Source organism: Paenibacillus sp. A3 (assembly GCF_001399685.1).
In the GTDB taxonomy this organism is placed as follows: Bacteria; Bacillota; Bacilli; order Paenibacillales; family NBRC-103111; genus Paenibacillus_G.
The window spans coordinates 21,307-47,773 of record NZ_JTHN01000105.1 but is presented as its reverse complement, the minus strand read 5'-3'; the positions used below and the strand labels follow the sequence as shown (position 1 = coordinate 47,773).

Genomic DNA, 26,467 nt, shown 5'->3' with positions numbered 1-26,467 from the left:
GCTAAACCTTAGACGTGTATCGTCGAGAGTGTGACGTGAGGAGAGGTTAGATGCCTCGGGCAACATTTTTTCAATATAAAAATAATGGAGTGGATTTCATGAAAAAAGTTAGAAAGGCTGTTATTCCGGCTGCCGGCCTGGGTACCCGTTTTTTACCGGCAACGAAAGCCATGCCCAAGGAAATGCTGCCTATCGTCGACAAGCCTACCATTCAATATATCGTAGAAGAAGCGATCCAGTCGGGAATTGAAGATATCATCATCGTGACCGGACGCAGCAAAAAGTCGATCGAGGATCATTTTGACAAAAACTTTGAACTTGAAATCACTCTCGAAGGCAAACAAAAGAACGATCTGCTTCATATCGTGAAAGAAATCACGAATATGGTAGATATTCACTATGTAAGGCAAAAAGAAGCTTTAGGCCTTGGCCATGCGATCTGGAGCGCAAGAAAGTTTATTGCGGATGAGCCTTTTGCGGTGCTGCTCGGCGATATGATCATCGATCATAAGGTGCCTTGCTTGAAACAAATGATCGATGTGTATGATGAAACGGGCGGTTCGGTCATTGCCGTCGAACCGGTGCCTTGGAGCGAAGTGCAAAATTACGGGGTCGTCGTCTCGGAACGCATCGAGGACCGCGTACATTTAGTTCATAATCTCGTAGAGAAGCCGAAGCAGGATCCGCCATCGAATCTGGCGATTTCGGGAAGATATATTTTGAGTCCGACCATTTTTGATATTTTGGAACATACAGCGCCTGGCGTTGGCGGGGAAATCCAACTGACAGACGCTTTAAAAGAGTTGACTGCGCGGGAATCCATTTACAGCTATATATATGAAGGAACGCTTTATGACGTGGGAAGCAAGCTTGGTTTTTTGAAGGCCACCGTCGAATACGCGCTAAGAAACCGAGAGCTGGCGGAAGAGTTCGGGACGTATTTGCAGGACATCGCCAAAGATTTAAAAATTGAAAAGATTGTCGTTTAAGTGAGGAGGGCATCTTACTTGGACTCCGCGACCTATCAAGACTCGATGGAAGACGATATAACCAAATCGTCCGATGTGTATGTGAAGTATGTAAAGACAGCGATCGATCTGATTTTAAGCATTGCATTAATTCTATTCCTGCTCCCGGTCTTGATCATGGTTGCCATTCTCATCAAATTAGAGTCGGAGGGCCCGGTCGTTTTCAAGCAGCACCGCATCGGAAAAGGCGGCAAGCCGTTTGTCATTTACAAGTTTCGCTCCATGTATACGCATGTTGCCCGCGAAGGAAGGTCCCCTGAGAACGATCAGGATCCCCGGATAACCAAGGTCGGAAGATTCATCCGCAAAACCAGTCTCGACGAGCTGCCGCAGCTGTTTAATATTTTAAAAGGGGACATGAGCTTTATCGGTCCGCGTCCCGAGCAGAAGTCTATCGTCGAACAATACTATACCGACACAGAAAACGGGCGTTTCTCCGTCAAACCGGGGATTACGGGGCTCTGGCAAATTAGCGAGGATCGCAAAAAGCCGATTCACGAAAATTTGCACCATGACCTGTATTATATTAAACGCGCTTCGTTTTGGTTGGATATCAAAATCATTTTCGGCACGCTGCGTGTCATGATCAAGAGCAATACTCATTAAGAATAGGAGAATTGTCATGAAAAGAATTGTCATCACCGGGGCGGCCGGCTTTCTCGGCTCTCATCTTACGCGGAGCTTGCTTGAGCAAAACCACCACGTCATCGGCATCGATGTATTGTCTACCGGATTAATCTCGAATTTGCATCAGGAGTTGACTCATCCGAATTTCGAGTTTTTGTTAATGGACATTTCGAACGACGTCTCGGAAGAGCTTGAGAAAATCGGACATGTCGACGAAATTTATCATTTAGCCTCTCCTGCTTCTCCTAAATTCTACCAAAACGATCCTATTGGCACGATGCGAGTGAATACGCTGGGAACGCAAAATATGCTGGAGCTGGCCAAGGCTAAGAAAGCGAAAATGCTGTACACGAGCACCAGCGAAGCCTACGGCGATCCGGAGGTGCACCCTCAGCCTGAGGAATACCGGGGCAATGTGAACACTTGGGGTCCCCGCGCTTGCTACGACGAGGCGAAGAGACTCGGCGAGGTTTACTGCTACGAATACCATAAACGCTATGGCGTGGAAGTGAAGGTTGCGAGAATTTTCAATACGTATTCCGCCGGTTTGCGGAACGATGACGGAAGAGTTATTTCGAATTTCGTATCCCAGGCCATTCGCGGGGAAGACCTGACCGTATATGGCGACGGAACGCAGACCCGGTCTTTTTGTTATGTAGACGACAATATTCGCGGCCTGCAAATGATGATGGAGAGCGATCTGGCCACAGGCGAAATTATTAACATCGGCAATCCGAAAGAGTATCAAATTATCGAAGTTGCCCAACTGGTAAAGCAATTGGCCAATACTGACAGCAACATTACGTTCCACCAGCTACCCGTAGACGATCCGAAAGTTCGCCGTCCCAATATCGAGAAAGCCAAGCGATTGCTGAACTGGGAACCGATCATTGAATTGGAAGAGGGGTTATTACGAACGATTGACGCTTATCGGGCGAAACATGAAGCTGACATGAAACAAAACGTCGTATAAGGAGGCAAACCATGAGAGTTGTTTGCATAGGAGCAGGTTATGTCGGCAGCGTTACCGGAGCGGCTTTTGCTGCGCTCGGTTATCAGACAACCGTCATTGATATCGATCAATCCAAGGTGCAGGCGATTAACGAAGGCAAGAGCCCGATCTTCGAGCCCGGCTTGGACACCCTGATTAAAACGTATGCCGGGGTGACGCTGAACGCTTCGGTCGAGTACGATGCGGTAGCGGAAGCGGATGTCGTGTTTATTGGGGTAGGTACGCCGTCAAGACCGGACGGGAGCGCCGATCTGAAATATATCGAAGGAGCGGCTATCAACATCGCCAAAACCATAAAGCCTGACGGTTATACGGTCATTGTCAATAAATCGACTGTTCCCGTCGGAACGGCCGAGCATGTCAGCGCCATCGTCGAAGAGCATTCGGGGCTGAAAAGCAACGTCCACTTCAGCGTCATCAGCAATCCTGAATTTTTAAGAGAAGGCTATGCGGTAGAAGACGTATTTTTGCCGGACCGGATCGTGATCGGGACCTTGAACGAACGGGCAAGAACGATCATGAGAGAGTTGTACAGCAAGCTTGTCGACATGGAGCAGCCTTACGAAATTATTCACCAGCTTGGCTTCAACCCGCAGCGGGAGGGCGGTCTGCCCGTTTATTTTGAGACGGATACCCGCAGCGCCGAGATGATCAAATACGCGTCCAATGCCTTTTTGGCCGTCAAAATCAGCTATATCAACGAAGTCGCCCGTTTATGCGAGGCCATGCAAGCCAACGTGCTGGAGGTATCCAAAGGCATGGGCTTGGATTCGCGGATCGGCAACAAATTTTTGCAGGTATCCAGCGGTTGGAGCGGAAGCTGCTTCCCGAAAGATACGGCGGAGTTTTTGGCTGCGAGCCGGAAGCACGGGCGCGAGCTTAATGTCGTGAAAGCCGCCATGGAATCGAACTTGGAAATGCACGCGTATATTGTGGAAAAAGTGAAGAAAAAATTAGGAACGCTCTACGGCAAGACGATCGGCGTCCTGGGTCTTACGTTCAAGCCCAACACGGACGATACGCGCCATACGCAAGCTAGCTTCATCATCAGAGGCATGATCAACCAAGGGGCGAGCGTCAAGGTGCATGATCCGCAAGGAATGGAGATGTTCCATATCTTCAACCCGAACTTGGCGGTAACGTATTGCCATGCGGCGGAAGAGGTGGCGGACCAATCGGATGCCATTGTGCTGCTGACGCATTGGGAAGATTACGCCCTGCTGAACTGGAGCGATATGGGCAGCCGGATGAATCATAAATATGTACTCGATACCAGAAACTTCCTGTCGGCCGGAATGATGACCCAGCTTGGTTATCATTACGAGGGCATCGGTATCGGAAATTCCCAAGAGCACCATCAGTACCGAGCCTTGTCCGAGGTCATATAAGAGCTAACATTCGGAGGTAGGGTATGGATTTTGTATATTATATCCGGGTAGTGAGAAGGAAACTGCTATGGATCGTCTCATTTGTGCTTATTGCTTGCTTGACTTCGTTCTATGTCACGTATAAAGTGCTTCCCCCCTCTTACGAGTCGTCCGTCAGGCTTATCGTAAACAGTGGAGACAAGCTGGACTTGGGTGCGGTCAATACCAATATTTTGTTAATTAACACGTTCAAGGAATTGATTAAATCTCCGACCGTGCTTAACAAAACGGTATCCGAATACCCCGATCTGAAGCTGTCCGTCGAGGATTTGTCCAAGAAGCTGAAGGTCAGCTCGTCCAAGGACTCTCAGCTGCTGACTATTTCCATTACGAAAAGCTCTTACGAGTACGGCAATCAGATTGTAAATGCCGTCGCCAAAGTGTTCCAATCGCAGGTTGCGAACATTATGCAGGTGCACAACATTTACATTCTCCCGGACGGGCCGGCGGACGGCGAAGCGCCGAAAGCGACCTCGAAGCTGTTGATTAACGTCTTGTTGGCGTTTGTCGTATCGCTGCTGCTGTCGGTAGGTTTTATTATCGCAAGAGAAACACTTGACGATACGATCAAAAACCCGGCTGTCTTGGAAGCCGAGCTCGGCTTGATCCCCTTAGGCAACGTATCCGTCACGACCAAGAAAGATTGGAAGCGGCGGGAAGCGAAAACAATGAATCGAAAAGTTGGTGATCCGACGTATGCCAAGCTCAGTTAATACCGCTTTAATTACGCTAACGAATCCTAAGGCACAAGCATCCGAAGATTACAAGTCCATTCGTACGAAGCTGGAATATTCGTTTCGCATGAATGAAACCAAGAACATCATTTTGATTTCTTCGATCAAGCCCAAGGAAGGGAAATCGCAGTTGACGGCTAACCTGGCCGTCTCCTTCGCCCAAGCCGGCAAGCGGGTCCTGTTGATCGATGCCAACCTTCGCGAACCGGTTCAGCACAACTATTTTCACATCTCCAACGAAGAAGGGCTTTCCAACATTTTGACGGGACAACTGCCGCTAAAAAATGCCGTCGTGCGTACCCATGTCGAGGAGCTAAGCGTCATTCCGGCGGGAGAAGTTACGGGATTGCATCCGACGGAGCTGCTGGCCTCGGAAACGCTTGGGCTGATCTTGCGTCAGCTTGCCGGCGAATACGATCTCGTATTTATCGATTCGCCTGCTGCGGAGTGGACGACGGACAGCCTGATGCTGGCGGCCCAGTGCGACGGCGTGGTGCTCGTCGTCAAGCATAAAACCGTAAAATTGGACGAAGTGCGGAAATGGAAGAAAAACCACGAGCAAGTGAACGCTCGTTTAATCGGATTTGTGTTTATGGAATCAGAAACGTAGACACGTGTTAAAAGGAGCAGTATGAAGATACCTTTGCAAAAGACCGCAGGATGGTTGCAAGTTCCGGCGTGGATGTGGCTCGCCTTCGTTGTTTCGGTAGGGGTCGGCTTTTTTTGCTCGATCCTTGAGAAACAGATGGCCGTTCAATTAACGATCATCCTATCCATGTTTTTTCCGGCCCTGATTATGGCGGAGACCGATTCGAAGTGGTTAATTCCTTATATCTTGTTCGTATGGGCGGTTAACCCGGAAATACGCAGGTTGTTTGAATGGTACCACAACGAATATCATCCGGTATCTTTGTTTAGCGTATTGCCGCTGCTGGTCACTTTGACGGTCATCATCCCGATTGTGCGGAGACGCTGGGAGATGACGCCCGTTATCCGAAACGTACTGATCTTGTTTTTAATCGCCTTGATTTACGGGCTTGCGATCGGATTGATACGGAACGGGTTTGCCAGCCTGTTCGATTTTGCGAATTATTTAGTCCCTCTGCTGTTTTTAGTGTATGCCGAACTCCGCTCTCACGGACATGCGGAGCGCCGTTTGTGGATGAAATCGTATGTGAACATCGCTTTGCTTGTGGCCGTTTACGGCATCATTCAATTTTTTGTCGTTCCGCCTTGGGATGCTTTTTGGATGAACGAAGTCGAGATGTCGACAAACGGGCTGCCTGTGCCTTACGAAATCCGCGTCTTTTCTTCCCTGAACTCGCCCGGTCCGGCGGGCATGTTCATGTCCGTCGCCTTGCTGGCCATGCTGGTCGAGAAAGAGTGGCGGGGCTTCATGGGGTGGCTTGGTGTGCCGGTTATGGCTCTGGGATTAATCATTACGTTGGTAAGAGCGTCCTGGGTGACGATGGTGGTGGCGATCTTGCTCTACCTGATACTGAGCAATGCCAAAAGACGCGCGCAAGGCTTATTGCTGATCTGTGCGATTGCCCTATTGGGCGTCGGTCTTATCCCGGTCGTTCCAGGCGGGGACAAACTGGTTGAGCGGTTCCAATCGCTCGGCAACATCAACGATGACTATTCGTATAACGACCGGATGGAATTCACGGCAAGTATGATTCCCAAGCTGCTTGGGAATCCGTTCGGCGAAGGGCTTGGCAGCGTAGGAACAGGGACGAAATTGGAAAATGGCGGACAATTGGGGCAGTATGGGAACTTTGACAACGGCTTTTTCGCTTTGTTTTTAACCTTCGGAATTTTTGGCGCCATTGTGTTTTTTAGAGCCATATGGCTGTATGCGAAACAGTTGTTCCGATTGCACAAAACAGCCGGGCCAGCCGATCAAAAATACGTTCGTCTGGCGCTTTGCGTCTTGGTCAGCGCCGTATGCTACTTAACATTCGAAAATAGAATGTCAGGGATTGGAGCAGCCATTGTATGGTTTGTCGCCGCTTTAGGGATCAAGCCTCTTCCGGCTATCGAACGAATTGAGGAGAGAAAATGAACAGTTTCATGTCCTTGTTTCGCAAGGGATTGGATATTTCCAACGTCTATGGCTTAGTCAAAAGCCTGTTTACCAGAAAAGACAGTACGGCCAGCTCGATCAGCACGGTTACTGTGACCATGCTGATCTTTCTGTTGAATCTGATCACCGGCATCCTGACGGCCAGATATCTCGGCCCGGTCGGCAAGGGCGAGCTTTCCGCGATGACGCTCTGGTTTATTTTTTTGGCCGGTATGCTTATGCTGGGGCTTCCTTCCGCGCTGTTGTTTAATCTAAAGAAGCGCCAAGAGGATTCCCCCGGGCTGTATGTAGCGGGAGTGCTGTTATGTCTGGCGACCGGCTGCGCCGCTTTGTTGATCGGCTTCACCGGTATCCCTTATTGGCTGCACGGCTACTCTCCGGAAGTGGTTCGATACGCACAATGGTTTATGTTAGCTTCGCCCGTATTGCTTTTAGAATATATAAATAACTCGGTTTTGCAGGCAAGGGGGGAATTTACACTTTTTAATAAATTGCGTATTTTACCCCATATCGGGACCGTACTGATCCTGCTCGTACTCATCTTCACGAATAAGCTGACGCCCTTTAGCGGAGCTGTTGCTTATGCGCTGCCGACCATTCCCGTTACCTTGGGGCTGACGGTGCGGTTGCTATGGCGGTATCTTCCTCGCTTGAAACAGATGAAGCAGTCCGTCCGCCATCTTGTTTCCTACAGCCTCCGGTCTTCCGGCGTCGATGTCATGGGCACGTTGATCATGTACATGGATCAGGTCGTCGTCATCATGCTTCTGTCCCCCTCCAATCTGGGGCTGTATCTGGTCGCGGTCAGTCTGGCCAAAGTGGTCAATGTGATTCAAACCTCGCTGGCTTTGGTCGTCTTTCCCAAAGCGTCGGGCCTCCCAAAGGAGGAAGCGATTGAACTCGTCAAAAAAGTGTTCCGCATCAGCGTATTTGTCACCCTGATCGTAGCGCTATTTTTTATGTTTATCGGACCTCTGGTATTAAATTTGTTGTACGGCTCGCAGTATCACGAAGCGGTCAGCATCTTTCGGATTCTGCTGCTGGAGGTTGTCATCGGCGGCGGCACGTTAATCTTGTCGCAAGCGTTTATGTCTGTCGGAAAACCCGGCATTTGCTCGATTCAACAAGTGATCGGTCTTTCCGTGAGTATTGTGCTTATGGTGCTGCTTGTTCCAAGATATGGATTGCTATTTACGGGAATATCGCTGCTCACCGCAACCTGCATTCGCTTTGTATTCATACTGAGTCAATACAAGTTTACTTTAAAAACTACAATTCCACGCCTGCTCATCACTCGTGACGATATCCGATGGTTGTTGCGCCAAGTGAATCTGGGAAGCCACGTAACGAAACAAACAAATGATGCGTGAAGGTCTCAAGAGGAGTGGTATTACTGGAGAAAGGATGGAAAAATTGCCATGCTTCGGGTTGCCTATTTGGATCATACGGCCAGGTGGAGTGGAGGAGAAGTCGCGCTGTACAACCTTCTTACGAATATGGACTCAACGGTCCATCCTTTGGTTATTCTTGCCGAGGAGGGACCGCTAGCCGAAAAGCTGCGGGAAAAAGGTATTGACGTTAGAGTCATACTGCTCAATGACAAAACGAGGAACCGGAATCGGAACAAGCTGGACATGCATTTATTCGTCTCCATTCTTGAGTTTTTCCAGTACGGGTTGAAAATCGGCAAATTGCTGAAAAAGGAAAAAGTATCGTGCGTACACACCAACTCGTTGAAATCGGCCATCTATGGGGCAATCGCGGCCAAAAGCGCCATGATTCCTCTCGTCTGGCACATTCGGGATAACATTGCGGAGCCGTACCTGCGCCCTGTCATCGCCAAATTTATCCGCATCATGGCAAAGCTGCTGCCGAACGGCATTATTGCCAATTCCAAATCGACCATGTCTTCCCTGCATCTGTCCGAAGCGCAGAGCGTCAAAACGCTGGTTGCCTATTCGTCGTACAACGGCCCGATCGGATCGATGCTCGGTCAATCCTCGAACCGGAAGCAGTTTGTCATTTTGCTCGTAGGCCGGCTGGACGAATGGAAAGGACAGCATGTCCTGCTCGATGCCGCGAAGCGGTTCAAGGAGCAGCCGGAGGTCCAGTTTTGGCTGGCCGGCGACGCCTTGTTCGGCAACGACGGATACAAAAAGCGGCTGCAGCAGTTTATTGAGGACCACGGGTTAACGAATGTGATGATGCTTGGGCACGTCGAGCATATCCAGTCTTTGCTGCAGCAAGCCGATCTGTTGGTCCATACGTCCATCATGCCGGAGCCGTTCGGGCAGGTCATTGTGGAAGGAATGGCGAATGGCTTGCCAGTCATCGCCTCGGATTTAGGGGGGCCGCGCGAGATCGTCGTGCCGCACGTCACCGGACTGCTCATTCAGCCGGGACAGCCGGATCTGCTGAGCGAAGCCATTCAATGGATGATCGATCATCCCGAGGAACGAAGACACATGGGAGAAATGGGCATGATGCGTGTGCGGGAACACTTTTTGATTGAATCGACCGTGAAACGGATTACCGAATTTTATCCGATGGTCATCCGGGAGCAGAAGGTTCAGTGATGTGGGGTCGTCTTTCATTATAAGTTTATAGGTAAGAAGGGAGGTTAATGTGTCGCATGTACCGCGTAGCTTACTTGGATCATACTGCCAGATGGAGCGGCGGTGAAGTGGCGCTGTTTAATCTGCTGACCAATCTTGATCAAACCGTAGAACCGTTAGTCGTGTTGGCAGAGGACGGACCGCTCGCTGAACGTTTAAGAGAAAAAGGAATGGATGTTCGAATTATCCATTTGGACGAGAAGGTTAGAAACAGAAATCGCAATACAATTAATTTCCAAGTATTCAGCTCTGCGATTAAAACTTATTTATACGGAAAAGCCGTCGGCAGAGTGCTTAGGGAAGAAAAAGTGGTCTGCGTTCATACGAATTCTCTGAAATCCGCCATCTACGGTGCCGTTGCCGCCAAGTCGGCCGGCATACCGCTCATTTGGCATATTCATGACATCATCGAGGCGCCGTATTTGCGAAAAATCGTCGCTTTTTTTATGAAGCTGCTGGTGAAATATTTGCCGGACGGCGTCATCGCCAACTCCAATGCAACGATGGCTACTTTGAATTTGTCGCAAGCGACGTCCAAGAAAAAAACCATTGCCTACCCTTCTTACTTCGGGCAAATCGGACGGAAGAACGAACCGGAGCTTGAGGATAAGGACGACCGCTTTATCGTGCTGTTGGTCGGCAGGCTGGCCGATTGGAAAGGACAGCACATCTTGCTGGAAGCCGCGAAGTCCTTTGCCAAGCGGAATGTCGAGTTTTGGATCGCGGGCGACGCGCTTTTCGAAGCGGATGCGGTCTACAAGCAGCAGCTCATCCAATACATCCGTGAGAACGGCTTGTTTAACGTCAAGATGCTGGGACACGTGAACGATATTTCCCAATTGATGAGCCAAGCGGATTTGCTGGTTCACACGTCCGTCATTCCGGAGCCTTTCGGTCAGGTGATCGTCGAAGGCATGGCGGTCGGGCTCCCGGTCATCGCTTCCAATGCGGGAGGGCCCCGGGAGATCGTGCTGAACGAAGAAACCGGCTTGCTCATTCCGCCGGGAAAAGCAGAGCGGTTAATTGAAGCCATTCAATGGATGATCGAGCATCCGGAAGAGCGCAAGGAAATGGGCGAGAAGGCCATGAACCGGGTGAAGGAGCTGTTCTTGATCGAACATACGGTTCAGAAAATTACGTCGTTCTATCCTCAAGTCATCAGCGGAAGAATAAAAATATAAAGGAGGCCTTCGGAATTGAAAGTAGCGCTTGTTCACGATCTGCTGACGCAGATGGGCGGAGCCGAGCGGGTTCTTGCCGTTCTGCATCAGATGTATCCCGAAGCTCCGATCTACACGTTAGCCGCCAATTTTGACAAAATGATGCACGACTTGAAGGGCGCCGACATCCGGACAACATGGGCCCAGAAAATTCCCGGGATCGAAGCCAATTTCAAGAAGCTGCTGCCGCTTTATCCCTTTGCTCTTCAGCAGATGGATTTTCGCTAATACGATGTCGTCATCTCGTCCAGCTTCGCTTTTGTGAAAGGAATCAAGGTTCCGAAAGAAACGTTCCATCTATGCTACTGCCATACCCCGATGAGGTTTGCGTGGGATTTTGAAACGTACATCTCGCGGGAATCCTATTCGCCTCTCATCAAAAACGGGCTGCGGTTTTATGTGAAATATTTGAAATACTGGGACAGGAAAACGGCTGGCCGGGTGAGTGAGTACATCGCGAATTCCACGATCGTGAAAGAACGAATTCACAATTGCTACCGCAGGGAGTCCAGCGTCATCTTCCCCCCGGTCGAAACGGATCGTTACCGGATCTCGGAGCAGGTGGACGATTTTTATTTGATCGTCTCGCGTCTGATCCCTTACAAAAGAATCGATCTGGCGGTGGAGGCGTTCAATCAAATCGGCGCCAAACTGTACGTGGTCGGCGGCGGGCCCGATTTGGAGCGGCTTCGCGGCATGGCCAAAAGCAACGTGCAATTTTTGGGCCGGTTGGAGGACGAGGAAGTCGCCAAGCTGATGTCGCAGTGCCGGGCGTTTATTTTTCCCGGGGAAGAAGATTTCGGCATTACGCCGCTTGAAGTCAATGCCGCGGGCCGGCCGGTTATCGCCTACAAGGGAGGCGGAGCGCTCGATACGATCCGTCCGCCGCTCAACGGCGTCTATTTCGACCAGCCGAATGCGGCTTCGTTGGCCGATGCCGTCAGGCAGTGCGAGAGCGTGACCTGGAACCCGGAGCTGATTCGGGCGCACGCGGAGAAATTCAACGTCGACCGGTTTAAAAACGAGTTCGACCAGCATTTGCAAACGAAATACCGCGCATTTCTGGAAAGCACGAAGCAAAGAAAGTCCGTTGGCGTTTCGCTGTCTTAAAGACACTGTAGGAGGAACGGCCAATTGCATAAAACAGGATACTTAAAAATAAGCGGCAAATTATACGGCCATTGGATAGGAAAAATCATTCTGTCTTGGTTGCTTGCAGGTTATTTAGGCTATGCCATCGGCTTGAAAAGCGGCGATTCCATGATGCAACTGGTTGTCGTCATGCTTGTCGTCTTTCCGGCTTTGCTGCTGGCATGGCATAATTCGCTGTGGTTTCTTCCTTACAATCTGTTTGTCTGGGTTACGGCTCCCGAAATGCGAAGAATCTACGATTGGCTGACGGAGTCTTACCACTCGATGTCGTTGATCAGCGTCCTTCCGCTCGTCGTCAGCCTGCTGATGGTCATCCCGATCGTCCGCGCGCTGGGCGATTTTCCCGGGCAAGTGGGCAAGGGTCTGCTGTGGCTGCTTGGGGCGATGGGGTATGCACTGCTCATCGGGCTTGCGCGTAACGGATCGGCCAGTTTGTTTGACCTGGCCAATACGCTGGTGCCTTTGCTGTGGCTGCCTTATATCGTAGCTTACCGTCCGACGGTTCAAGAGCGCGATACCTGGATGCTAAGCTTCGTCCATCTCGCCGTCTTCATTGCCTTCTATGGAATGATCCAATTTGTCGTGGTTCCGCCATGGGATGCGTTTTGGATGGATTATTCGGGAATGACGTCGATCGGCAAGCCCAACCCGTTTGAAATCCGGGTATTTTCGACGCTCAACTCTCCAGGTCCCGCAGGCAGCTATCTTTCGTTGGCGCTTGCCGCAATGCTGCTGGTCAAAAAATGGCGGGGGGCCTTCGGATGGGCCGGCGTCATGTTGGTAGCCATGGGCTCGATTGTGACCTTGGTGCGTTCGGGATGGGTATTGGCGGCGGTTGCCTTAATCGTCTTTATCGCGATTTCGAAAGAAATGAACCGTTTGAAATCGTTTAGCATTCTCGCCGGCTTTATCCTGTTCATTTACGCATGCTTGCTGGTTGTACCGCAAGGACAGGATCTGCTGAACCGGTTCGCTACGTTTGGGGATATGGAGAACGATCATTCGTTTAACGAAAGGATGGATTTGACAAACCAGCTGCTGCCGATGCTGCTCAGCAATCCGCAGGGCTTGGGACTGGGCGGCGTGGGGACGGCCACGCGATTGCAGAACGGCGGCGAGCTTAGCCAAGAAACCGGCGTATTCGATAGCGGGATAGGCAGTATTATGATGACCTACGGTCTGATTGGAACTGCCGCTTTTTGCTATGGGCTCTGGAGCTTGTTCAAAAGCTTGTGCAGCCAACATGGGATGAGCTTAAGGGAGAGAAGCTACACGCGATTCGGCATTGCCGTCATGACCGCTTCATTCACCAATTTGTTTTTCTCCAACAGCTACAATTCCATTCTAGGCGTATTGATATGGTTTTGCGTTGCTATGGGCTGGAATGGCTCCGAACCATCAACTAAAGGAGACTAAAGGATGTCGCGGCTCATGTCTATACTACCCGAAAAAGCATTGAAAAGGTTCATCCCATTATGGACCGGTCTTCAGAACAAGTTGAGTAAAAAATCAAGCGCGGCCAATACGATAAGAACCATCATGACCAGCATGTTTATCGTTCTTCTGAACCTCGGAACGGGGATCATTTGCGCCCGTTACTTAGGCCCCGTCGGGAGAGGGGAGCAATCGGCGATCATGCTCTGGCCGTCGCTGCTCGGGCAATTGTTTACGCTCGGCCTGCAAACCTCCGTGATCTACAACATGAAGAAAAATCCGCAGGAATCCGGAAACTTTATTTATACCGCTTGCCTGATTCATCTGGGAACCAGCGTATTCATTACGGCGGCAGGCATCTGGTTTGTTCCGGTCTGGCTGAGCTCTTATTCGCATGAAACGGTGGTTTTGGCACAAATTTTGATGTTTTTTGCGCCAAGCGTACTTTTTACAAACTATTTAAACGCCGTCATGCAGGGACGCGAAGATTTCAAGGGGTTTAACCGAAGACGATATTTGCCTGTTGTCGCGACGCTGATCATGCTGTTGGGGCTGGCGCTCACGGGCCATTTAACGCCGTTCACCTCAGCCTTATCGTATTTTCTTCCCAATGTACCGATTGGGATTTATACCGTATACCAGCTGTTTCGCGTGTACAAAACTTCGTTGAAAGGCATCGTCTCGTCGGTCAAGAGGCTTATCACGTATGGCCTTTCTTCCTATTTGATCGATATCGTGGCCACGTTAACTTTGTTCATGGACCAGGTGGTGATGGTGCGGCTAATGACACCGACCGACCTGGGGCTCTATTTGGTCGCTTTAAGCCTTGCGCGGATGGTCGGCATTTTTCAAAATGCCATTGCGATTGTCCTGCTGCCCAAAGCCGCAGGCATGAGCAAGGAAGAGACCATTTCACTCACGATGAAAGTATTCCGGATCGCTTCGACGGGCACCTGCATCATTGCCTTGGTTTTAATGGTCATTTCGCCGACGGCGCTCATCTTGTTGTATGGCGAGAAATATAGGGAAGCGACGGGTATTATATGGATCTTGCTTCTTGAGACGGCATTAAGCGGTGCGGTCTGGGTATTGGCGCAAACCTTCATGGCTTTGGGAAAGCCCGGCAAAGTATCCCTTCTCCAAGCTATAGGTCTCTCCATCAGCATTCCGCTGCTTATCATCCTGGTTCCGCGCTTCGGCTTGACGGGAGCGGCTTGTGCATTATTAGCGGCAACCTTTGTCCGATTCTGCTTCATTATGTTTCAATTCCCGCTCAGCTTGAAGGTGCCGATGCCGCGTCCTGTCCCGACACAGGGCGATTTATTATGGTTTAAGCAGAAAATCACGCAACGGCTCAAATCAAATGCTACCTAAATAGAAAGGAGTCAATCAGGAGATGGACCACTCCGAGGTCAAGCGCATATCGGTTACGATTATCGCTCAAAACGAGGAGCAACGAATCGCCAAAGCCGTTGTTTCATGTCAGGATTTTGCGGATGAGATTGTTGTTGTCGATGGGGGAAGCAAGGATGCGACGGTGGAAATCGCCGAAAGCTTAGGCTGCAAAGTATTTTTCAATCCATGGCCCGGCTTTGCCAAACAACGCAATTTTGCCGCGGAGAAGGCGACCCACGACTGGATCTTTTTCATCGACACGGATGAATTTGCGAACGAGGAACTGAAACATTCCATCAAGCAGTGGAAAGCCGGGAAAACGGCCGACGCGGATATTTACAACATCTACCGGATCGGCAATTTTATGGGGAAATGGCTCGATAAAGGGGAGAGTCTTCCGCGGATGTATAACCGGAAAGTCACCTCCATTCGAGAGACGGAGGTTCACGAAGGACCGGAACCGGAAGGACGCAAGATCGGATTTATGCCGGGAATTCTATGGCATGACGGCTACCGCAGCATCGATGACCATGTCATCCGGTTTAATAAATACACCGCCTTGGAAGCGCAAAAAGCGCTATCCGCCAACCAGAATTTCAGTCTGATGCGGCTGCTGTTCCGCCCGGTTCTGCGCTTCGGGCAAAAATATTTTGTTCACGGGCTGTTCAAGAAAGGGCTGGCCGGTCTCACGGTTGCGACCCTGTGGGCTTATTACGAATATTTGACGCAAATCAAGCTGTATGAATTAAAGAGGGTTCAAAATAGCGGAGTTGCCGAATAAAGGTAGGGGGATCAGCATGTCAATATTACGAATATTGGCAACGGGAATGGGATGGCCCGTGTATCAGCCAGGAGGATTAAATACTTATTTTCGTTCGATATGCGAGAAGCTTTCCGAAATCCATGATCTGGAAGCTATGGTGAGCAGCCCGGAACAGCCGGTGCATCAGGGAATCAAAATCATCCAGGCCACGCAGCCCCATAAGATGATGCTGATGCGGCAATGGGCCTTTCGAAAAAAAGCGGGGGCCATTATGAACAGCCGTCCGATCGATGTGCTTTACACGCATTTCTCGCCGTATGCCCTGGGTCCGGCTCTGGAAGCGAAGAAACGGAATATTCCCGTGGTGATGAGCTTTCACGGCCCGTGGGCGAACGAATTGGGCGTGGAAAAGCTTGATTTGGTCAACCGGCTGAGAAACTCGGTGGCCCGGAAGATCGAGATGAGCACATATCAGCTCGGCGACCGCTTCATTGTACTGAGCCAATTTTTTAAAGACATTTTACACGAGTCGTATGGAATTCCGCTGGACAAAATCGAAATTGTACCCGGAGCGACCAATATCGATAACTTCAAGCCGGCCTCCGACCGGCAGAAGACAAGAGCCGAGCTGAACATTCCTTCCGACCGCTTTGTCGTATTGACCGTGAGACGCTTGGTCAAGCGGATGGGCTTGCTCGCTTTGCTGGAAGCGTGGAGGACGTTTGTGCGCGAGATGCCGGACAGTCTCTTGCTCATCGGCGGAAGAGGGCCGCTGGCCGACGAATTGAAGGAGAAAATTCGGGAATACGGCCTTGAGCATCATGTTCGTCTGCTCGGATATGTGCCGGAGGAGCAACTCCCCTTGTATTATCAATCCTCGGATTTGTTCGTTGTTCCTACCCAGGCGCTGGAAGGCTTCGGCTTGATTACCATTGAGGCTCTCGCCAGCGGCGTACCGGTGGTAGCGACTCCCATCGGGGGGAACAAGGAAATTTTGACGCCGTTCGACTCCCGGTTTTTATTCAAGGATACGAGCGCCGACGCCATTGCCGAAGGGCTGGTTCGTCTGTACCGGGAGCGGGAGACATGGCCTACTTCAGAGGTCTGCCGCAACTTTGTGCTGTCCAAATATACGTGGAGTCATGCGGCAAACCACGTGAACGAGGTGCTGCTGCGAACCGCGGGCGAGCAAAACGATACCATGAAAAGGATGTGCTTATCATGAAATACATTCTATTGTCCGGCGGCTCGGGCAAGCGTCTGTGGCCGTTATCGAACGATACGAGGTCGAAGCAATTTTTGAAGGTGCTGCGCAACGACGAAGGGCAGCTCGAATCGATGGTTGAACGGGTATGGCGGCAGTTGAAACACGCCGATATCGATCAGTCCGCCTACGTGGCCACGGGAAAAGTGCAGCGGGAAATTTTGCAAAGCCAGATCGGCGAGCAGGTTCCCCTGATCATCGAGCCGGAGAGACGGGATACGTTTCCGGCGATTGCTCTGGCCGCCGTCTATTTGTATTCTGTGGAAAGCGTCAGCCTTGAGGAATGCGTAGCGATTCTTCCCGTCGATCCTTATGTGGAAGATCCGTTCTTCGAGCATATTAAAAAGCTGGAGGATGTACTGCGGCAATCGAAGGCGGACTTGGCGCTCATGGGGGTAAAGCCGACTTTTCCGTCCGAAAAATACGGCTATATCGTGCCGGAACCGAGTATGGACAGCGGCGAACCGTTCATGCGAGTGGCCAACTTCCAAGAAAAGCCGACACAAAGCAAAGCGGCGGAGCTGATTGCCCAATCCGCGCTTTGGAATTGCGGGATCTTCGCGTTTAAGCTCGACTTCATCATCACGCTGTTGATTAAAAAAGGCCTGCCCATCCAGTATGAAGAATTGGCTCGGCAGTACGGGAAAATGGATAAAATCAGCTTCGATTATGAAGTTGTCGAGAAAACGAAAAATATCGCTATGCTGTCGTACGATGGAGTATGGAAAGATCTGGGCACCTGGAATACGCTGACGGAAGAGATGAGTACGCCGATTATCGGCACGGGAATCATGACGGACGCCAGTCACAATACGCATTTGGTCAACGAGCTGAACATTCCCGTTACCGTGCTGGATGTGCCGGATGTAGTCGTTGCCGCAAGTCCGGACGGAATTCTTGTGGCAAGCAAGGAATCGACGCCGAAGATCAAAGATATCATCAAATCGATCGAGCAACCCCCCATGTATGAGGAAAGAGTATGGGGAAAATACCGAATCTTGGATTGCGTTCTGGGCGAGAACGACCACAAGGCGTTAACCCGAAGGCTGTGCATCTTGGCCGGTAAGCATCACAGTTATCAGGTTCATCGCATGCATGACGAAGTGCTGACCGTGCTTTCCGGCACAGGGGAAATGATCCTCGATGAGCGGCTTCAGCCGATTCAGGCAGGCGACGTCATTCGGATTCCGGCCGGAACAAGACACAGCGTTCGCGCGCTGACCGATCTTGAGTTGATCGAAATCCAGAACGGCGCCGGAGCTTTTGAAGAGAACACAGTCGAGCTGTGCACGACCTGGACGGAGATCGTCCGGCTATGCATTTAAGTAAACATCAATGCATATTGTTGTGCATAGGAGATATGGAACATGATTTGTACCTGCGGCAATCAGATCAAGAAAGTGTTTTTCTTTGAAACGGACGAGGAATCGGGGAAAGGGACCAGTTACGCAGTTAGCTTTGTCTGCACGGAGTGCCAGGATAGTAAAACCTACGATGTGAAAATATACAAGCGGCTTGCGGAATATTTGAATGTCGATTACGAGCTCGTTTGCTCCTGCTTACGAATTTCCAAGGACACGCATAAATTGTATCTGGAGTCCAAGCACTTGCTGCAGCTGTTAAATATTCCGGAGGAAGCTGGGGAGAACATTTTGAGCAAGCATATGGCCACTGAAAAATAAACTGAGCCATCGTCAACCAGAAGGGAGCAAATCACACTTGAGACGAAAGCTTATCCTTTTGTTCCCGATTACGATTTTAATGATGGTATTATTTGCACAGAAAGAGTCCGGACACCATGTGCCGCTCTTGAAATACGACGATTCGCCGGCTTCGCCCGGAGCAAGCAATACGGGTACGCGTATTCCGTTGATTACGGATACGTTTGAGCAAGATAGCGGGTTATGGAGCTATTGGGGAACGGCCTTCCGGGGAGAAGGGACGTTGGTTTTAACGACCCCCAATCTGAATTCGGCGGGAGCCGCGTGGCTCAAGACGAATGTGGCCGACCGGTGGAAGGTCTCTTTCCGCTATAAGGTCGGGGGAGGCACGGGAGGGGACGGTCTTGCTTTTTTGTGGGTGGCGGGACCGTCGGAAGCGGTGCCTTCCGGAGGATATTTGGGCTTTGAGCCGGCGGAAGGCTACGCCGTGATTTTCGATAATTTTTACAATCCCGAATTAAATGATCAGGCAGGCAATTATATCGCCTTGGTGAAACGAAGCGTTACCAATAAAGTGGCTTCGTTTGAAACGGTGAAGACGGAAGATTATAATTGGCACGACGTCGAAATCGAATTTACCGGAGAAAAGCTGGTCGTCCTGCTGGACCGGGTGAAGGTGCTTTCCGAAGCTGTCGATGGAGCGGATCCATTGCAGGCTATCGGTTTCAGCGCAAGCACGGGAGAATATACGAATTCGCATATAATCGATAACTTTAGTATAGAGCTGGAACCATCATGATCCAAGGGACAACAAGAGAAGTGGAGGTCGCAGAATGAATCTATTGGATTTCATTAAAAGTATAACCATCTTATTGTTTGCCGGAATATCCTCGTTAGATCTGAGTAACTCCTCGGGCTGCACCAATCCTGAATATTTTTTGGCCCATCGAACCGCCTGCCGTCAAATTTCTCCCGTGGTCAAGACGTTGGAATACGAAGCGGCGCATAACAAAGCCTTGTCTATATCAACGATGGGGAGCAGCGTCACAGGGGGCATGGGGGCCTCGCAGAAAGAGAAGAATTGGGTCAGTCAGCTGGTGCAGGCTTTGAAAAAGCAGCCGGGGCTAAGCGGCTTACAATTTAACAACGGGGGAATTAACGGTTTTTCCACCCAAAATTTGATCGATCATCAAATTCCCGACCGTATTATTCGTCAAAAGCCGACCGTAGTTCTTTTTGAGACAAGCCTATTGAACGATTACCTGCAAAATATAACGATCGAAACGACAAATAAAAACATTGAAACGATTGTGAACCGGCTAAAGCAGGGCTTGCCGGAAAGCAGAATTGTTTTATTGTCTCCTAACCCCAGAAGACACGGGGAAGTCAAGAATAAGGCGGGGCTTACGTACGAGGAATACATTCAGGGCACGAAAGCGTTTATCGAGAAAAACGGCTGGGAATATATCGATATTTATAAGGAAATGAACGAGACGCTCGCTAAAAATAAAATGAACCTGGACCAAGTGTTGAGCGATGCCACACATCCCAACGATAAGGGCTATGAAATATGGGCCAAGATTGTGACCGACTATTTTTTAAAGGGTCCGAAGCAGGATAACGAATAGCCGGCGCGTGGAACATAGCGAAGCCCCAGGCAGGAGCCTGGGGCTTTATTCGAAATGCTTAAAAGGACCGCTCTGCCCGGACAAAGGCGATGAACCGCTTGGCTTCCTCCGGCGTGAGCTGTTTTCCGTCAATCGTAAGCGTAAAATGCTGCAAAATCCGTTCGTCCGACAGCTCCAGGCTGTCGACGAATTGTCTGACCTGCTGATCCAGCACCATCTCCGGGTCCTGAGTCCGACCAAGCAAATAGTCGATCGATACTTTGAAATGATTGGCGATTTTCACCAGGGTATCGTAGTCGGGTTCCCGGCGGTTCTTCTCATAATGAGAGAGGGAGGCGCGGGAAATATCGAGTTTCAAGGAAAGCTCTTCTTGAGTCAATCCTTGTTTTTCCCTTAATGCAGCGATGCGGTTTCCAATTTGCCCCAACTGTTCTCACCCCGATCATCTTAAGTATACGATAGTCCTCCGGCTAGGACGAATTGTTTCGTTCTAGGTCTTTCCATTTGTCGCGAATGAGTCGTTGTGCCTAATCGATAACGAAAAAACAATCCGGAGTAAACCGTTTCAGGAGCAAACTTCCCAGACAAATTGAATGCGTTTGCTTCTTTTGTCACAGCGGGGCCTGTTTTCTATAAAGAACGGCCGTAACGATCGGCCAAGCTCCCAGACTGTGTTAGGAAGTAATTAAATTATACATTACGTATCGACATTTGTGAAGGATGGTTCTTCCTTGTTTTGGGTGAATTTTGTTACCAAATGACAAGGAAAAGAGAAAAATGAGGTTACAATTCGTATCCGTTTTATGATACAATAAGTATACAAGATGCCGTTGCAACTTATCCCTGATTTTTCAAATCCACTTATTTGAAGCAGGGTGCCTCCCATACCCAAACCTTATACAGGAGAGATTTGGAGTCATGAGCAGAAACGTTGCCCTTGATATTCGCATCACCATGAAGCAGCTTGGGATTCACCCTGATAAAATCAACCGTTTTTTGGACGAGGTTAAGGGTTGTCCGGAGCGTAATCATCCGGTCCGGGAGCTGCCCTCAGCCCAGTCGTCCGTACCGCCCGGCCGCACGAAGCCATGATAAAGGATCCGCCGCGAACCGTGCAGGACGCCCAATTGCCCATTATTGCCATTGCGGGGCGCATGTATACCTGATTGTATGGAAATGAGGATCGAGCTAGGCTGCTTGCTTAACAGGAGGGAGGCTTGCAGCGTTATCTGAGCGATCTTTCGGCCCTTACGAAGGCGATGAACCGCTTCGCCTCGTCAAAAGTCAGTTTCATGCCGTCTACGGTTAAGGAGAATCGGTCGATAATCTTTTCGTCGGACAGCTCCAGACTATCTACGAAAGCCCGTACTTCCGGCTCAAGTACGACTCTGGGGTCCTCGGTTCTTCCCAATAAGTAATCGATGGATACTTTAAAAAAATCTGCAATTTTGACCACGGTTTCGTAGTCCGGCTCCCTGCGGTTTTTCTCGTAATGAGAGAGCGAAGCGCGCGAAATGTTGATTTTACTGGAAAGCTCTTCCTGAGTGAGCGCATTCTTTTCGCGGAGCAGAGCGATTTTATCCCCGATTCTGACCATTTCCATTTCCCTCCAAAACATTGCCGATGTACTAGTCTCAGTATCACTTTTGTCGAAATCTGTTGAATTCAAGCTTGACTAGATTATACATTACGTAGCAAAGTTTGTGAAGAACCATATTTCAAAAAAAAGTTGCGGTCAATAGGCAAAAAATAATAAAATTTTTTAAATAAAGATACAAAATGTATCAAAATATGATACAATTAGTATGAATATAGAACTAGAACTATAAAACTCGGCCTTCGGGAAAACTAAGGAGGAATTAATCATGATCGGGGCACGAATTCAGTCCCTTCGACATCAAAAACGCATGTCGCTTACGGAGCTTGCCGCCCGCGCCGGCGTCGCCAAGTCTTATTTGAGTTCGATCGAAAGGGATTTGCAATCGAATCCGTCCATCCAGTTTCTTCGGAAGCTCGCGCCCGTACTCGGCGTAAACGTACAAACACTTATTTTGCACGATCAGGGGGACAAGCCCGAGACGCTGGACCAGGAATGGATTCAATTGATTCAGGAGCTGAACGAGCTCGGCTTGAACAAGGAATCGCTACGCAAAATCGTCGTACAGCTGAAGATGAGACAAACGGTGACTTACGACCAGGCACAGTGACAAAATATTCCATATATGCGTCTATTGTCGTGATTTGACAGACCCGCTAAAAAATTCTTTAGAGTCGATAAAATAGCCATTTTAGACTATCAAAAGTGCGGTCCATTCCGTTACAATACAGAAATAGAACAAGGGAGACCCTGAGGATAACCATTGGAGAGAGAGGTAGCTATGGACAAAACCATATTGCTCGATATTCGAGATATGCTGCGTCAGCTAGGCATGAATCCGATGAAAGCCATGGAGTTTTTGACCATTGAGGAGATCGTCCTTCCGCCCGAACGGACGGCTCCGCCGGACGAGGCCGCTCTCTTAACTGGCGACTAGCGCCGCCTCAGGGTACGATGTCCTGCTGCCTTGCCTCTGCCAAGCTCACCGATTGTTCGCGTTCTTTCAGCCGAGAGGAAAAGAGGCGAGACGCTCGTACATCGGACGGCTGCCCAAGCGGCTGCGATAGAGAACGGTTTCCTTGACCCGCCAAGGCGTATGCCATTCGTCCGGCAGCGCAACGTCCAGCATTGCGGCATGACTTCCGGCCGGACCTGTAAATTTTCTTGCCAGTGTCAAATGCGGTTTATACGGACGGTTTTCCGCAGCGAACCCCAGCGTTTTCATCGCGTCCTCTACCCGGCTTTGAAGCTGCCCTAATTTCTCCACTTCTCCCTGCACCCCGGCCCACAGCACCGATGGAGCACTCGGTTTGCCGAACACTCCCAAGCCTTGAAAATGAAGCGAGAAGGGGGCCGCGCCCGCAGCCGCTTGTCCGATCGCTTGCGCAATTCGCTCGATTCGGTCCCGTTCAACGTCACCTAAAAACTGCAAAGTAAGATGCAAATCCTGAGGATGGACCCATTTGGCAAAGGTAAGCTGGTCCTTTAGTCGTAGGACCCAAGACTCGGCGGTGGAGATCACGGACGGCGGAGCGGGGACGGCGACGAACAGGCGGTCGGACAGTTCCATTGGAATCTTCTCTCCTTTCGGATGTTCATGAAACTTACACTTGATGCGGCGCTGCAACCTTTGCTATCATAGCCATATCATATGAAAAGCGAAGGGGTTTTAAACATGTCCAAGCGCGCGTACAACTTCAATCCCGGCCCGGCTGCGCTCCCGCTCGAAGTGCTGCAGAAAGCCCAAGAAACGTTCGTCGATTACAACGGCATCGGCATGTCGCTGACGGAGATCTCCCACCGCAGCAAGGAATATGAAGCGCTGAACCGTGAAACCCAAGAGCTGATGCTCGAACTGCTCGGTTTGTCGTCCGGCTATCAGGTGTTGTTTCTGGGCGGTGGCGCCAGCATGCAATTTTCAATGATTCCGCTCAACTTCCTGAAGCCTGGCAAGGTGGGGAGCTACCTCGTAACGGGCAGCTTTTCCGAGAAGGCGTATCAGGATGCCAAAATTGTCGGGGAAGCGGTCATCGCCGCCTCCAATAAAGAAACGAACTGGAGAAGCCTGCCGAAAGCAGGAGATATTCGGATCGATCCGAACTCCGCTTACGTGCATATGACAACGAATAATACGATCGAAGGCTCGCAATGGTCCGACATTCCGGAAACCGGAGACATTCCGCTGATCGGCGATATGACCAGCGGCATTTTGAGCCGTCCGATCGATGCCCATAAATTTGCGATGATCTATGCAGGGGCTCAAAAAAACCTTGGTCCTGCCGGCGTAACCGTTGCGGTTATCCGCGACGATCTGCTCCAGGAAGAGCCGAAGCATGTTCCTGTCATGCTGCGTTATACGACGCATGCCAAAAATCAGTCGCTGTATAACACGCCTCCCGTACATTCGATCTATGTCGTTAACCTGATGCTGAAATGGGTGAAGGAGAACGGCGGGGTAGAGGCGATGGAGAAGCAGAACGTCGCCAAGACGAAGCTGCTCTACGATGTCATCGATGCATCGGGTGGATTCTATACCGGAAACATTGCCCCGGACAGCCGTTCGATCATGAACGTTACGTTCCGCCTGCCGAGCGAAGAGCTGGAGAAAGCCTTCGTCAAGGAATCGGAGAAGAACAACTTCATTGGTCTGGCCGGTCACCGCAGCGTAGGGGGCATTCGCGCTTCTGCTTACAATGCGGTTCCTTACGAAGCTTGTGCAGCGCTGGCCGAATTTATGGTTGATTTCCAAAAACGCAACGGGTAATCGGACCCGTCCGGCAGCTTTCGCCACGGCATGAAGCCGAGCGAAGGCTGCTTTTTGTACGGCGCGAATACAACAAGAACGCCGTGGCAAGCTTGCGCGGCGCTCGTTGTATCGGATATTAGGCGTAAGATTCTTTCATGGCGGGCTCGGCCAATTTGTAACCGACGTTGCGGATGGTTACGATATATTCAGGGTTGCGGGCATTGGTCTCGATCTTGTCGCGCAAATGGCTGATATGCACGTCGACGATCCGCGTATCGCCAAGGAAATGATAATCCCAGACGCCGTGCAGCAGCTGCTGGCGGCTGAGCACTTTGCCGCGGTGCTTGCACAGGAAGAGCAGCAGATCGAATTCTTTGGGCGTCAGCTCGACTTCCAGCCCTTCCATTTCGACGCGGTGCGATCGTTTGTTGACGGTGACCCTTCCAAAGCTGAGCATATGATCCTCTTTACCGACCGTCCCTTCGACGCGTTTCATCAGCGTCTTGGCGCGGGCGACGAGCACCTTCGGGCTGAACGGCTTGGTGACGTAATCGTCGGCCCCCAGCTCGAAGCCGAGCATTTTGTCGTCCTCCTCCGATTTCGCGGTCAGGATGATGATCGGAATCGCCGACTTGGCGCGAATCCGCTTGCATACGGTCCATCCGTCCAGCTCCGGCATCAAAATATCCAGAATGACGAGGTCGGCATTCAGACCTTCCAGCATGTCCAGCGCTTGCTTGCCGTTCTCCGCCTCGTAGACGGTCCACTGCTCCCTTTCGAAATAATCAGCCACAATCTCGCGAATCAAGCTCTCATCTTCGATGAGAAGAACTTTTCGTTCCATAACGATGACAACTCCTGTTTATCCGGTAACGTGATTACCTGTTCCATTATACATGAGTCTTGTGTTTTTCGTGTGTCCCGGGAAGCAATTAAAACATGAACCTTCTTTGCCGATAGGACACATGAAGTACACAACGACGCGTTATAATGTTGGCAGACAAACTTGGCGCGTTCCCATCGAAAGGATGTTCGTATGAATATGATGGCCTTTCTTCAAAGAAAAGATGTGCGGCGCTTCGGCATTCTCGCGCTCTTCTGCCTCCTGTTGTTCTGGCTGAGAGGCATGCTGAACCTCATCTTGTTGACATTCTTGATGACGTTCCTCATGGATCGTCTTCATCACTTGGTCCATCGCTGGATTAAACCGATCATTCCTGTCGATTCCAAGCTGCTGCTCTCCATTCTGTACGTTTTGTTTGTCGCCGTACTGGTGGCCGGGGGCTTCAAAGTGTTTCCCTCCCTGGTTCACGAAGTAGGCCAATTGATCGTGATGGTAAAAGAGGTCTACGCGCATCCGCAGAACGAAATTGTGAGCTATCTCGTCTCCGTCGTTCATCAGCTCGACCTTCACAGCATCATCAAGCCCGGATTGGATATGATCAAGAGGGTCGGCCATTGGGGCTTCGAATGGTTTCTGGCCTTCATTATGAGCTTGATTCTACTGCTCAGCAAATCGAGCGTCATCCGGTTCACGCACAAGCTTCGCGCGAGCAAGATTGGATGGCTGGTGGAAGAAATCGAATACTTCGGCCAAAAATTCGTCCTCACCTTCGGCAAAGTAATCGAAACCCAGCTGCTGATTGCGCTGATCAACTGTGTGCTGACGACAATCGCCTTATGGGTGATGGGCTTTCCCAATCTGTTCGGCCTAGCGCTCTTAGTCTTCGTTCTTGGCTTGATTCCTGTCGCCGGCGTATTCGTCTCGCTGATTCCGCTGTGCGCTATTGCGTTCAGCCTTGGCGGCTTCGTCTATGTCATCTATTTGATCGTGACGATTACCTTGATTCACGCATTGGAAGCCTATGTGCTCAATCCGCGGCTGATGGCTTCCAAGACGCATCTGCCGATCTTTTACACCTTTATCGTGCTCCTGTTCTCCGAGCATTTCTTCGGAATCTGGGGCCTGATCGTCGGAATTCCGACATTCGTATTTATCCTTGATTTGTTAGAGGTTCAAACGGTGGGACAGCCGATTCGCCTTGCGCTTCCCCCATCTCCTAAGGAGGAATGATCAC

29 protein-coding genes are annotated in these 26,467 nt (G+C 50.4%); 25 read left to right on the top strand and 4 right to left on the bottom strand.

Annotated features, from left to right (window positions below):
- Positions 1-98 precede the first annotated feature (98 nt).
- The 20 genes from galU to QJ48_RS16675 are packed head-to-tail and all read left to right on the top strand — an operon-like array spanning position 99 to position 20,046.
- The gene (gene galU / locus QJ48_RS16765) at positions 99-989 is read left to right on the top strand and encodes a UTP--glucose-1-phosphate uridylyltransferase GalU (RefSeq protein ID WP_054974719.1); all 891 of its coding nucleotides are present in this window, start codon (positions 99-101) and stop codon (positions 987-989) included.
- A gap of 18 nt (positions 990-1,007) precedes the next feature.
- The gene (locus QJ48_RS16760; protein ID WP_054974698.1) at positions 1,008-1,634 is read left to right on the top strand and encodes a sugar transferase; all 627 of its coding nucleotides are present in this window, start codon (positions 1,008-1,010) and stop codon (positions 1,632-1,634) included.
- A 16-nt stretch (positions 1,635-1,650) separates the two neighbouring features.
- A complete protein-coding gene (locus tag QJ48_RS16755; protein WP_054974697.1) occupies positions 1,651-2,628 on the top strand; it encodes a UDP-glucuronic acid decarboxylase family protein in 978 nt (325 codons plus the stop codon).
- An 11-nt stretch (positions 2,629-2,639) separates the two neighbouring features.
- Entirely contained in the window at positions 2,640-4,055 is a 1,416-nt protein-coding gene (locus QJ48_RS16750; RefSeq protein ID WP_054974696.1) for a UDP-glucose/GDP-mannose dehydrogenase family protein, read from the top strand.
- A gap of 23 nt (positions 4,056-4,078) precedes the next feature.
- Positions 4,079-4,807 carry a YveK family protein gene (locus QJ48_RS16745; RefSeq protein WP_054974695.1) on the top strand — a complete coding sequence of 243 codons (729 nt, stop codon included), beginning with the start codon at positions 4,079-4,081 and terminating at the stop codon, positions 4,805-4,807.
- Positions 4,791-5,438, top strand: a complete 648-nt coding sequence (locus QJ48_RS16740; RefSeq protein ID WP_054974694.1) for a CpsD/CapB family tyrosine-protein kinase — start codon at positions 4,791-4,793, stop codon at positions 5,436-5,438. The genes QJ48_RS16745 and QJ48_RS16740 overlap by 17 nt, the downstream gene beginning before the upstream one ends.
- Before the next feature lie 21 nt (positions 5,439-5,459).
- The gene (locus tag QJ48_RS16735) at positions 5,460-6,893 is read left to right on the top strand and encodes an O-antigen ligase (RefSeq protein ID WP_054974693.1); all 1,434 of its coding nucleotides are present in this window, start codon (positions 5,460-5,462) and stop codon (positions 6,891-6,893) included.
- Positions 6,890-8,284: an oligosaccharide flippase family protein gene (locus QJ48_RS16730; protein ID WP_054974692.1), complete on the top strand. Its 1,395-nt coding sequence runs from the start codon at positions 6,890-6,892 to the stop codon at positions 8,282-8,284. Before QJ48_RS16735 ends, QJ48_RS16730 begins: the two co-directional genes overlap by 4 nt.
- Before the next feature lie 48 nt (positions 8,285-8,332).
- Positions 8,333-9,490 (top strand): glycosyltransferase family 4 protein, encoded by a 1,158-nt coding sequence (locus QJ48_RS16725; protein WP_054974691.1) that lies wholly within the window; start codon positions 8,333-8,335, stop codon positions 9,488-9,490.
- 56 nt (positions 9,491-9,546) lie between these two features.
- Positions 9,547-10,710 carry a glycosyltransferase family 4 protein gene (locus QJ48_RS16720; RefSeq protein ID WP_054974690.1) on the top strand — a complete coding sequence of 388 codons (1,164 nt, stop codon included), beginning with the start codon at positions 9,547-9,549 and terminating at the stop codon, positions 10,708-10,710.
- A 15-nt stretch (positions 10,711-10,725) separates the two neighbouring features.
- Complete coding sequence (locus tag QJ48_RS38740; RefSeq protein WP_237762940.1) at positions 10,726-10,977, top strand: hypothetical protein; 252 nt, start codon at positions 10,726-10,728, stop codon at positions 10,975-10,977.
- Between the two features lie 33 nt (positions 10,978-11,010).
- Positions 11,011-11,859, top strand: coding sequence for a glycosyltransferase (locus tag QJ48_RS16715; protein ID WP_237762939.1), 849 nt, complete (start codon positions 11,011-11,013; stop codon positions 11,857-11,859).
- 24 nt (positions 11,860-11,883) lie between these two features.
- The gene (locus QJ48_RS16710; protein WP_054974689.1) at positions 11,884-13,317 is read left to right on the top strand and encodes an O-antigen ligase family protein; all 1,434 of its coding nucleotides are present in this window, start codon (positions 11,884-11,886) and stop codon (positions 13,315-13,317) included.
- A 15-nt stretch (positions 13,318-13,332) separates the two neighbouring features.
- Positions 13,333-14,709: a lipopolysaccharide biosynthesis protein gene (locus tag QJ48_RS16705; protein ID WP_063858105.1), complete on the top strand. Its 1,377-nt coding sequence runs from the start codon at positions 13,333-13,335 to the stop codon at positions 14,707-14,709.
- Between the two features lie 22 nt (positions 14,710-14,731).
- Entirely contained in the window at positions 14,732-15,511 is a 780-nt protein-coding gene (locus QJ48_RS16700) for a glycosyltransferase family 2 protein (RefSeq protein ID WP_054974687.1), read from the top strand.
- A 16-nt stretch (positions 15,512-15,527) separates the two neighbouring features.
- A complete protein-coding gene (locus QJ48_RS16695) occupies positions 15,528-16,718 on the top strand; it encodes a glycosyltransferase family 4 protein (protein ID WP_054974686.1) in 1,191 nt (396 codons plus the stop codon).
- Positions 16,715-18,082 (top strand): sugar phosphate nucleotidyltransferase, encoded by a 1,368-nt coding sequence (locus QJ48_RS16690; protein ID WP_054974685.1) that lies wholly within the window; start codon positions 16,715-16,717, stop codon positions 18,080-18,082. Before QJ48_RS16695 ends, QJ48_RS16690 begins: the two co-directional genes overlap by 4 nt.
- A gap of 42 nt (positions 18,083-18,124) precedes the next feature.
- Positions 18,125-18,439: a hypothetical protein gene (locus tag QJ48_RS16685; RefSeq protein ID WP_054974684.1), complete on the top strand. Its 315-nt coding sequence runs from the start codon at positions 18,125-18,127 to the stop codon at positions 18,437-18,439.
- Between the two features lie 37 nt (positions 18,440-18,476).
- Positions 18,477-19,217: a lectin-like domain-containing protein gene (locus QJ48_RS16680; RefSeq protein ID WP_054974683.1), complete on the top strand. Its 741-nt coding sequence runs from the start codon at positions 18,477-18,479 to the stop codon at positions 19,215-19,217.
- A gap of 34 nt (positions 19,218-19,251) precedes the next feature.
- Positions 19,252-20,046, top strand: coding sequence for an SGNH/GDSL hydrolase family protein (locus QJ48_RS16675; protein ID WP_054974682.1), 795 nt, complete (start codon positions 19,252-19,254; stop codon positions 20,044-20,046).
- 58 nt (positions 20,047-20,104) lie between these two features.
- Here the strand turns inward: QJ48_RS16675 and QJ48_RS16670 are convergent, their stop codons facing one another.
- Positions 20,105-20,473, bottom strand: a complete 369-nt coding sequence (locus QJ48_RS16670; RefSeq protein WP_010496287.1) for a helix-turn-helix domain-containing protein — start codon at positions 20,471-20,473, stop codon at positions 20,105-20,107.
- A gap of 491 nt (positions 20,474-20,964) precedes the next feature.
- On the opposite strand from QJ48_RS16670, the gene QJ48_RS36930 reads away from it, so the two are divergent.
- Positions 20,965-21,138, top strand: coding sequence for a hypothetical protein (locus QJ48_RS36930; protein ID WP_157261654.1), 174 nt, complete (start codon positions 20,965-20,967; stop codon positions 21,136-21,138).
- A gap of 133 nt (positions 21,139-21,271) precedes the next feature.
- On the opposite strand, the gene QJ48_RS16665 is transcribed toward QJ48_RS36930, so the two are convergent.
- Positions 21,272-21,643, bottom strand: a complete 372-nt coding sequence (locus QJ48_RS16665) for a helix-turn-helix domain-containing protein (RefSeq protein WP_054974681.1) — start codon at positions 21,641-21,643, stop codon at positions 21,272-21,274.
- A 268-nt stretch (positions 21,644-21,911) separates the two neighbouring features.
- On the opposite strand from QJ48_RS16665, the gene QJ48_RS16660 reads away from it, so the two are divergent.
- Positions 21,912-22,253, top strand: a complete 342-nt coding sequence (locus QJ48_RS16660) for an XRE family transcriptional regulator (RefSeq protein WP_054974680.1) — start codon at positions 21,912-21,914, stop codon at positions 22,251-22,253.
- Between the two features lie 171 nt (positions 22,254-22,424).
- A complete protein-coding gene (locus QJ48_RS36925) occupies positions 22,425-22,580 on the top strand; it encodes a hypothetical protein (protein ID WP_157261653.1) in 156 nt (51 codons plus the stop codon).
- A 66-nt stretch (positions 22,581-22,646) separates the two neighbouring features.
- Here the strand turns inward: QJ48_RS36925 and thpR are convergent, their stop codons facing one another.
- Complete coding sequence (thpR, locus tag QJ48_RS16655) at positions 22,647-23,213, bottom strand: RNA 2',3'-cyclic phosphodiesterase (protein ID WP_054974679.1); 567 nt, start codon at positions 23,211-23,213, stop codon at positions 22,647-22,649.
- A gap of 105 nt (positions 23,214-23,318) precedes the next feature.
- Between thpR and serC the strand changes: the two genes are divergently transcribed.
- Complete coding sequence (gene serC / locus QJ48_RS16650; RefSeq protein ID WP_054974678.1) at positions 23,319-24,407, top strand: 3-phosphoserine/phosphohydroxythreonine transaminase; 1,089 nt, start codon at positions 23,319-23,321, stop codon at positions 24,405-24,407.
- Between the two features lie 118 nt (positions 24,408-24,525).
- On the opposite strand, the gene QJ48_RS16645 is transcribed toward serC, so the two are convergent.
- Positions 24,526-25,233 carry a response regulator transcription factor gene (locus tag QJ48_RS16645; protein WP_054974677.1) on the bottom strand — a complete coding sequence of 236 codons (708 nt, stop codon included), beginning with the start codon at positions 25,231-25,233 and terminating at the stop codon, positions 24,526-24,528.
- 192 nt (positions 25,234-25,425) lie between these two features.
- Between QJ48_RS16645 and QJ48_RS16640 the strand changes: the two genes are divergently transcribed.
- Entirely contained in the window at positions 25,426-26,463 is a 1,038-nt protein-coding gene (locus QJ48_RS16640) for an AI-2E family transporter (RefSeq protein ID WP_054974676.1), read from the top strand.
- Positions 26,464-26,467 lie beyond the last annotated feature (4 nt).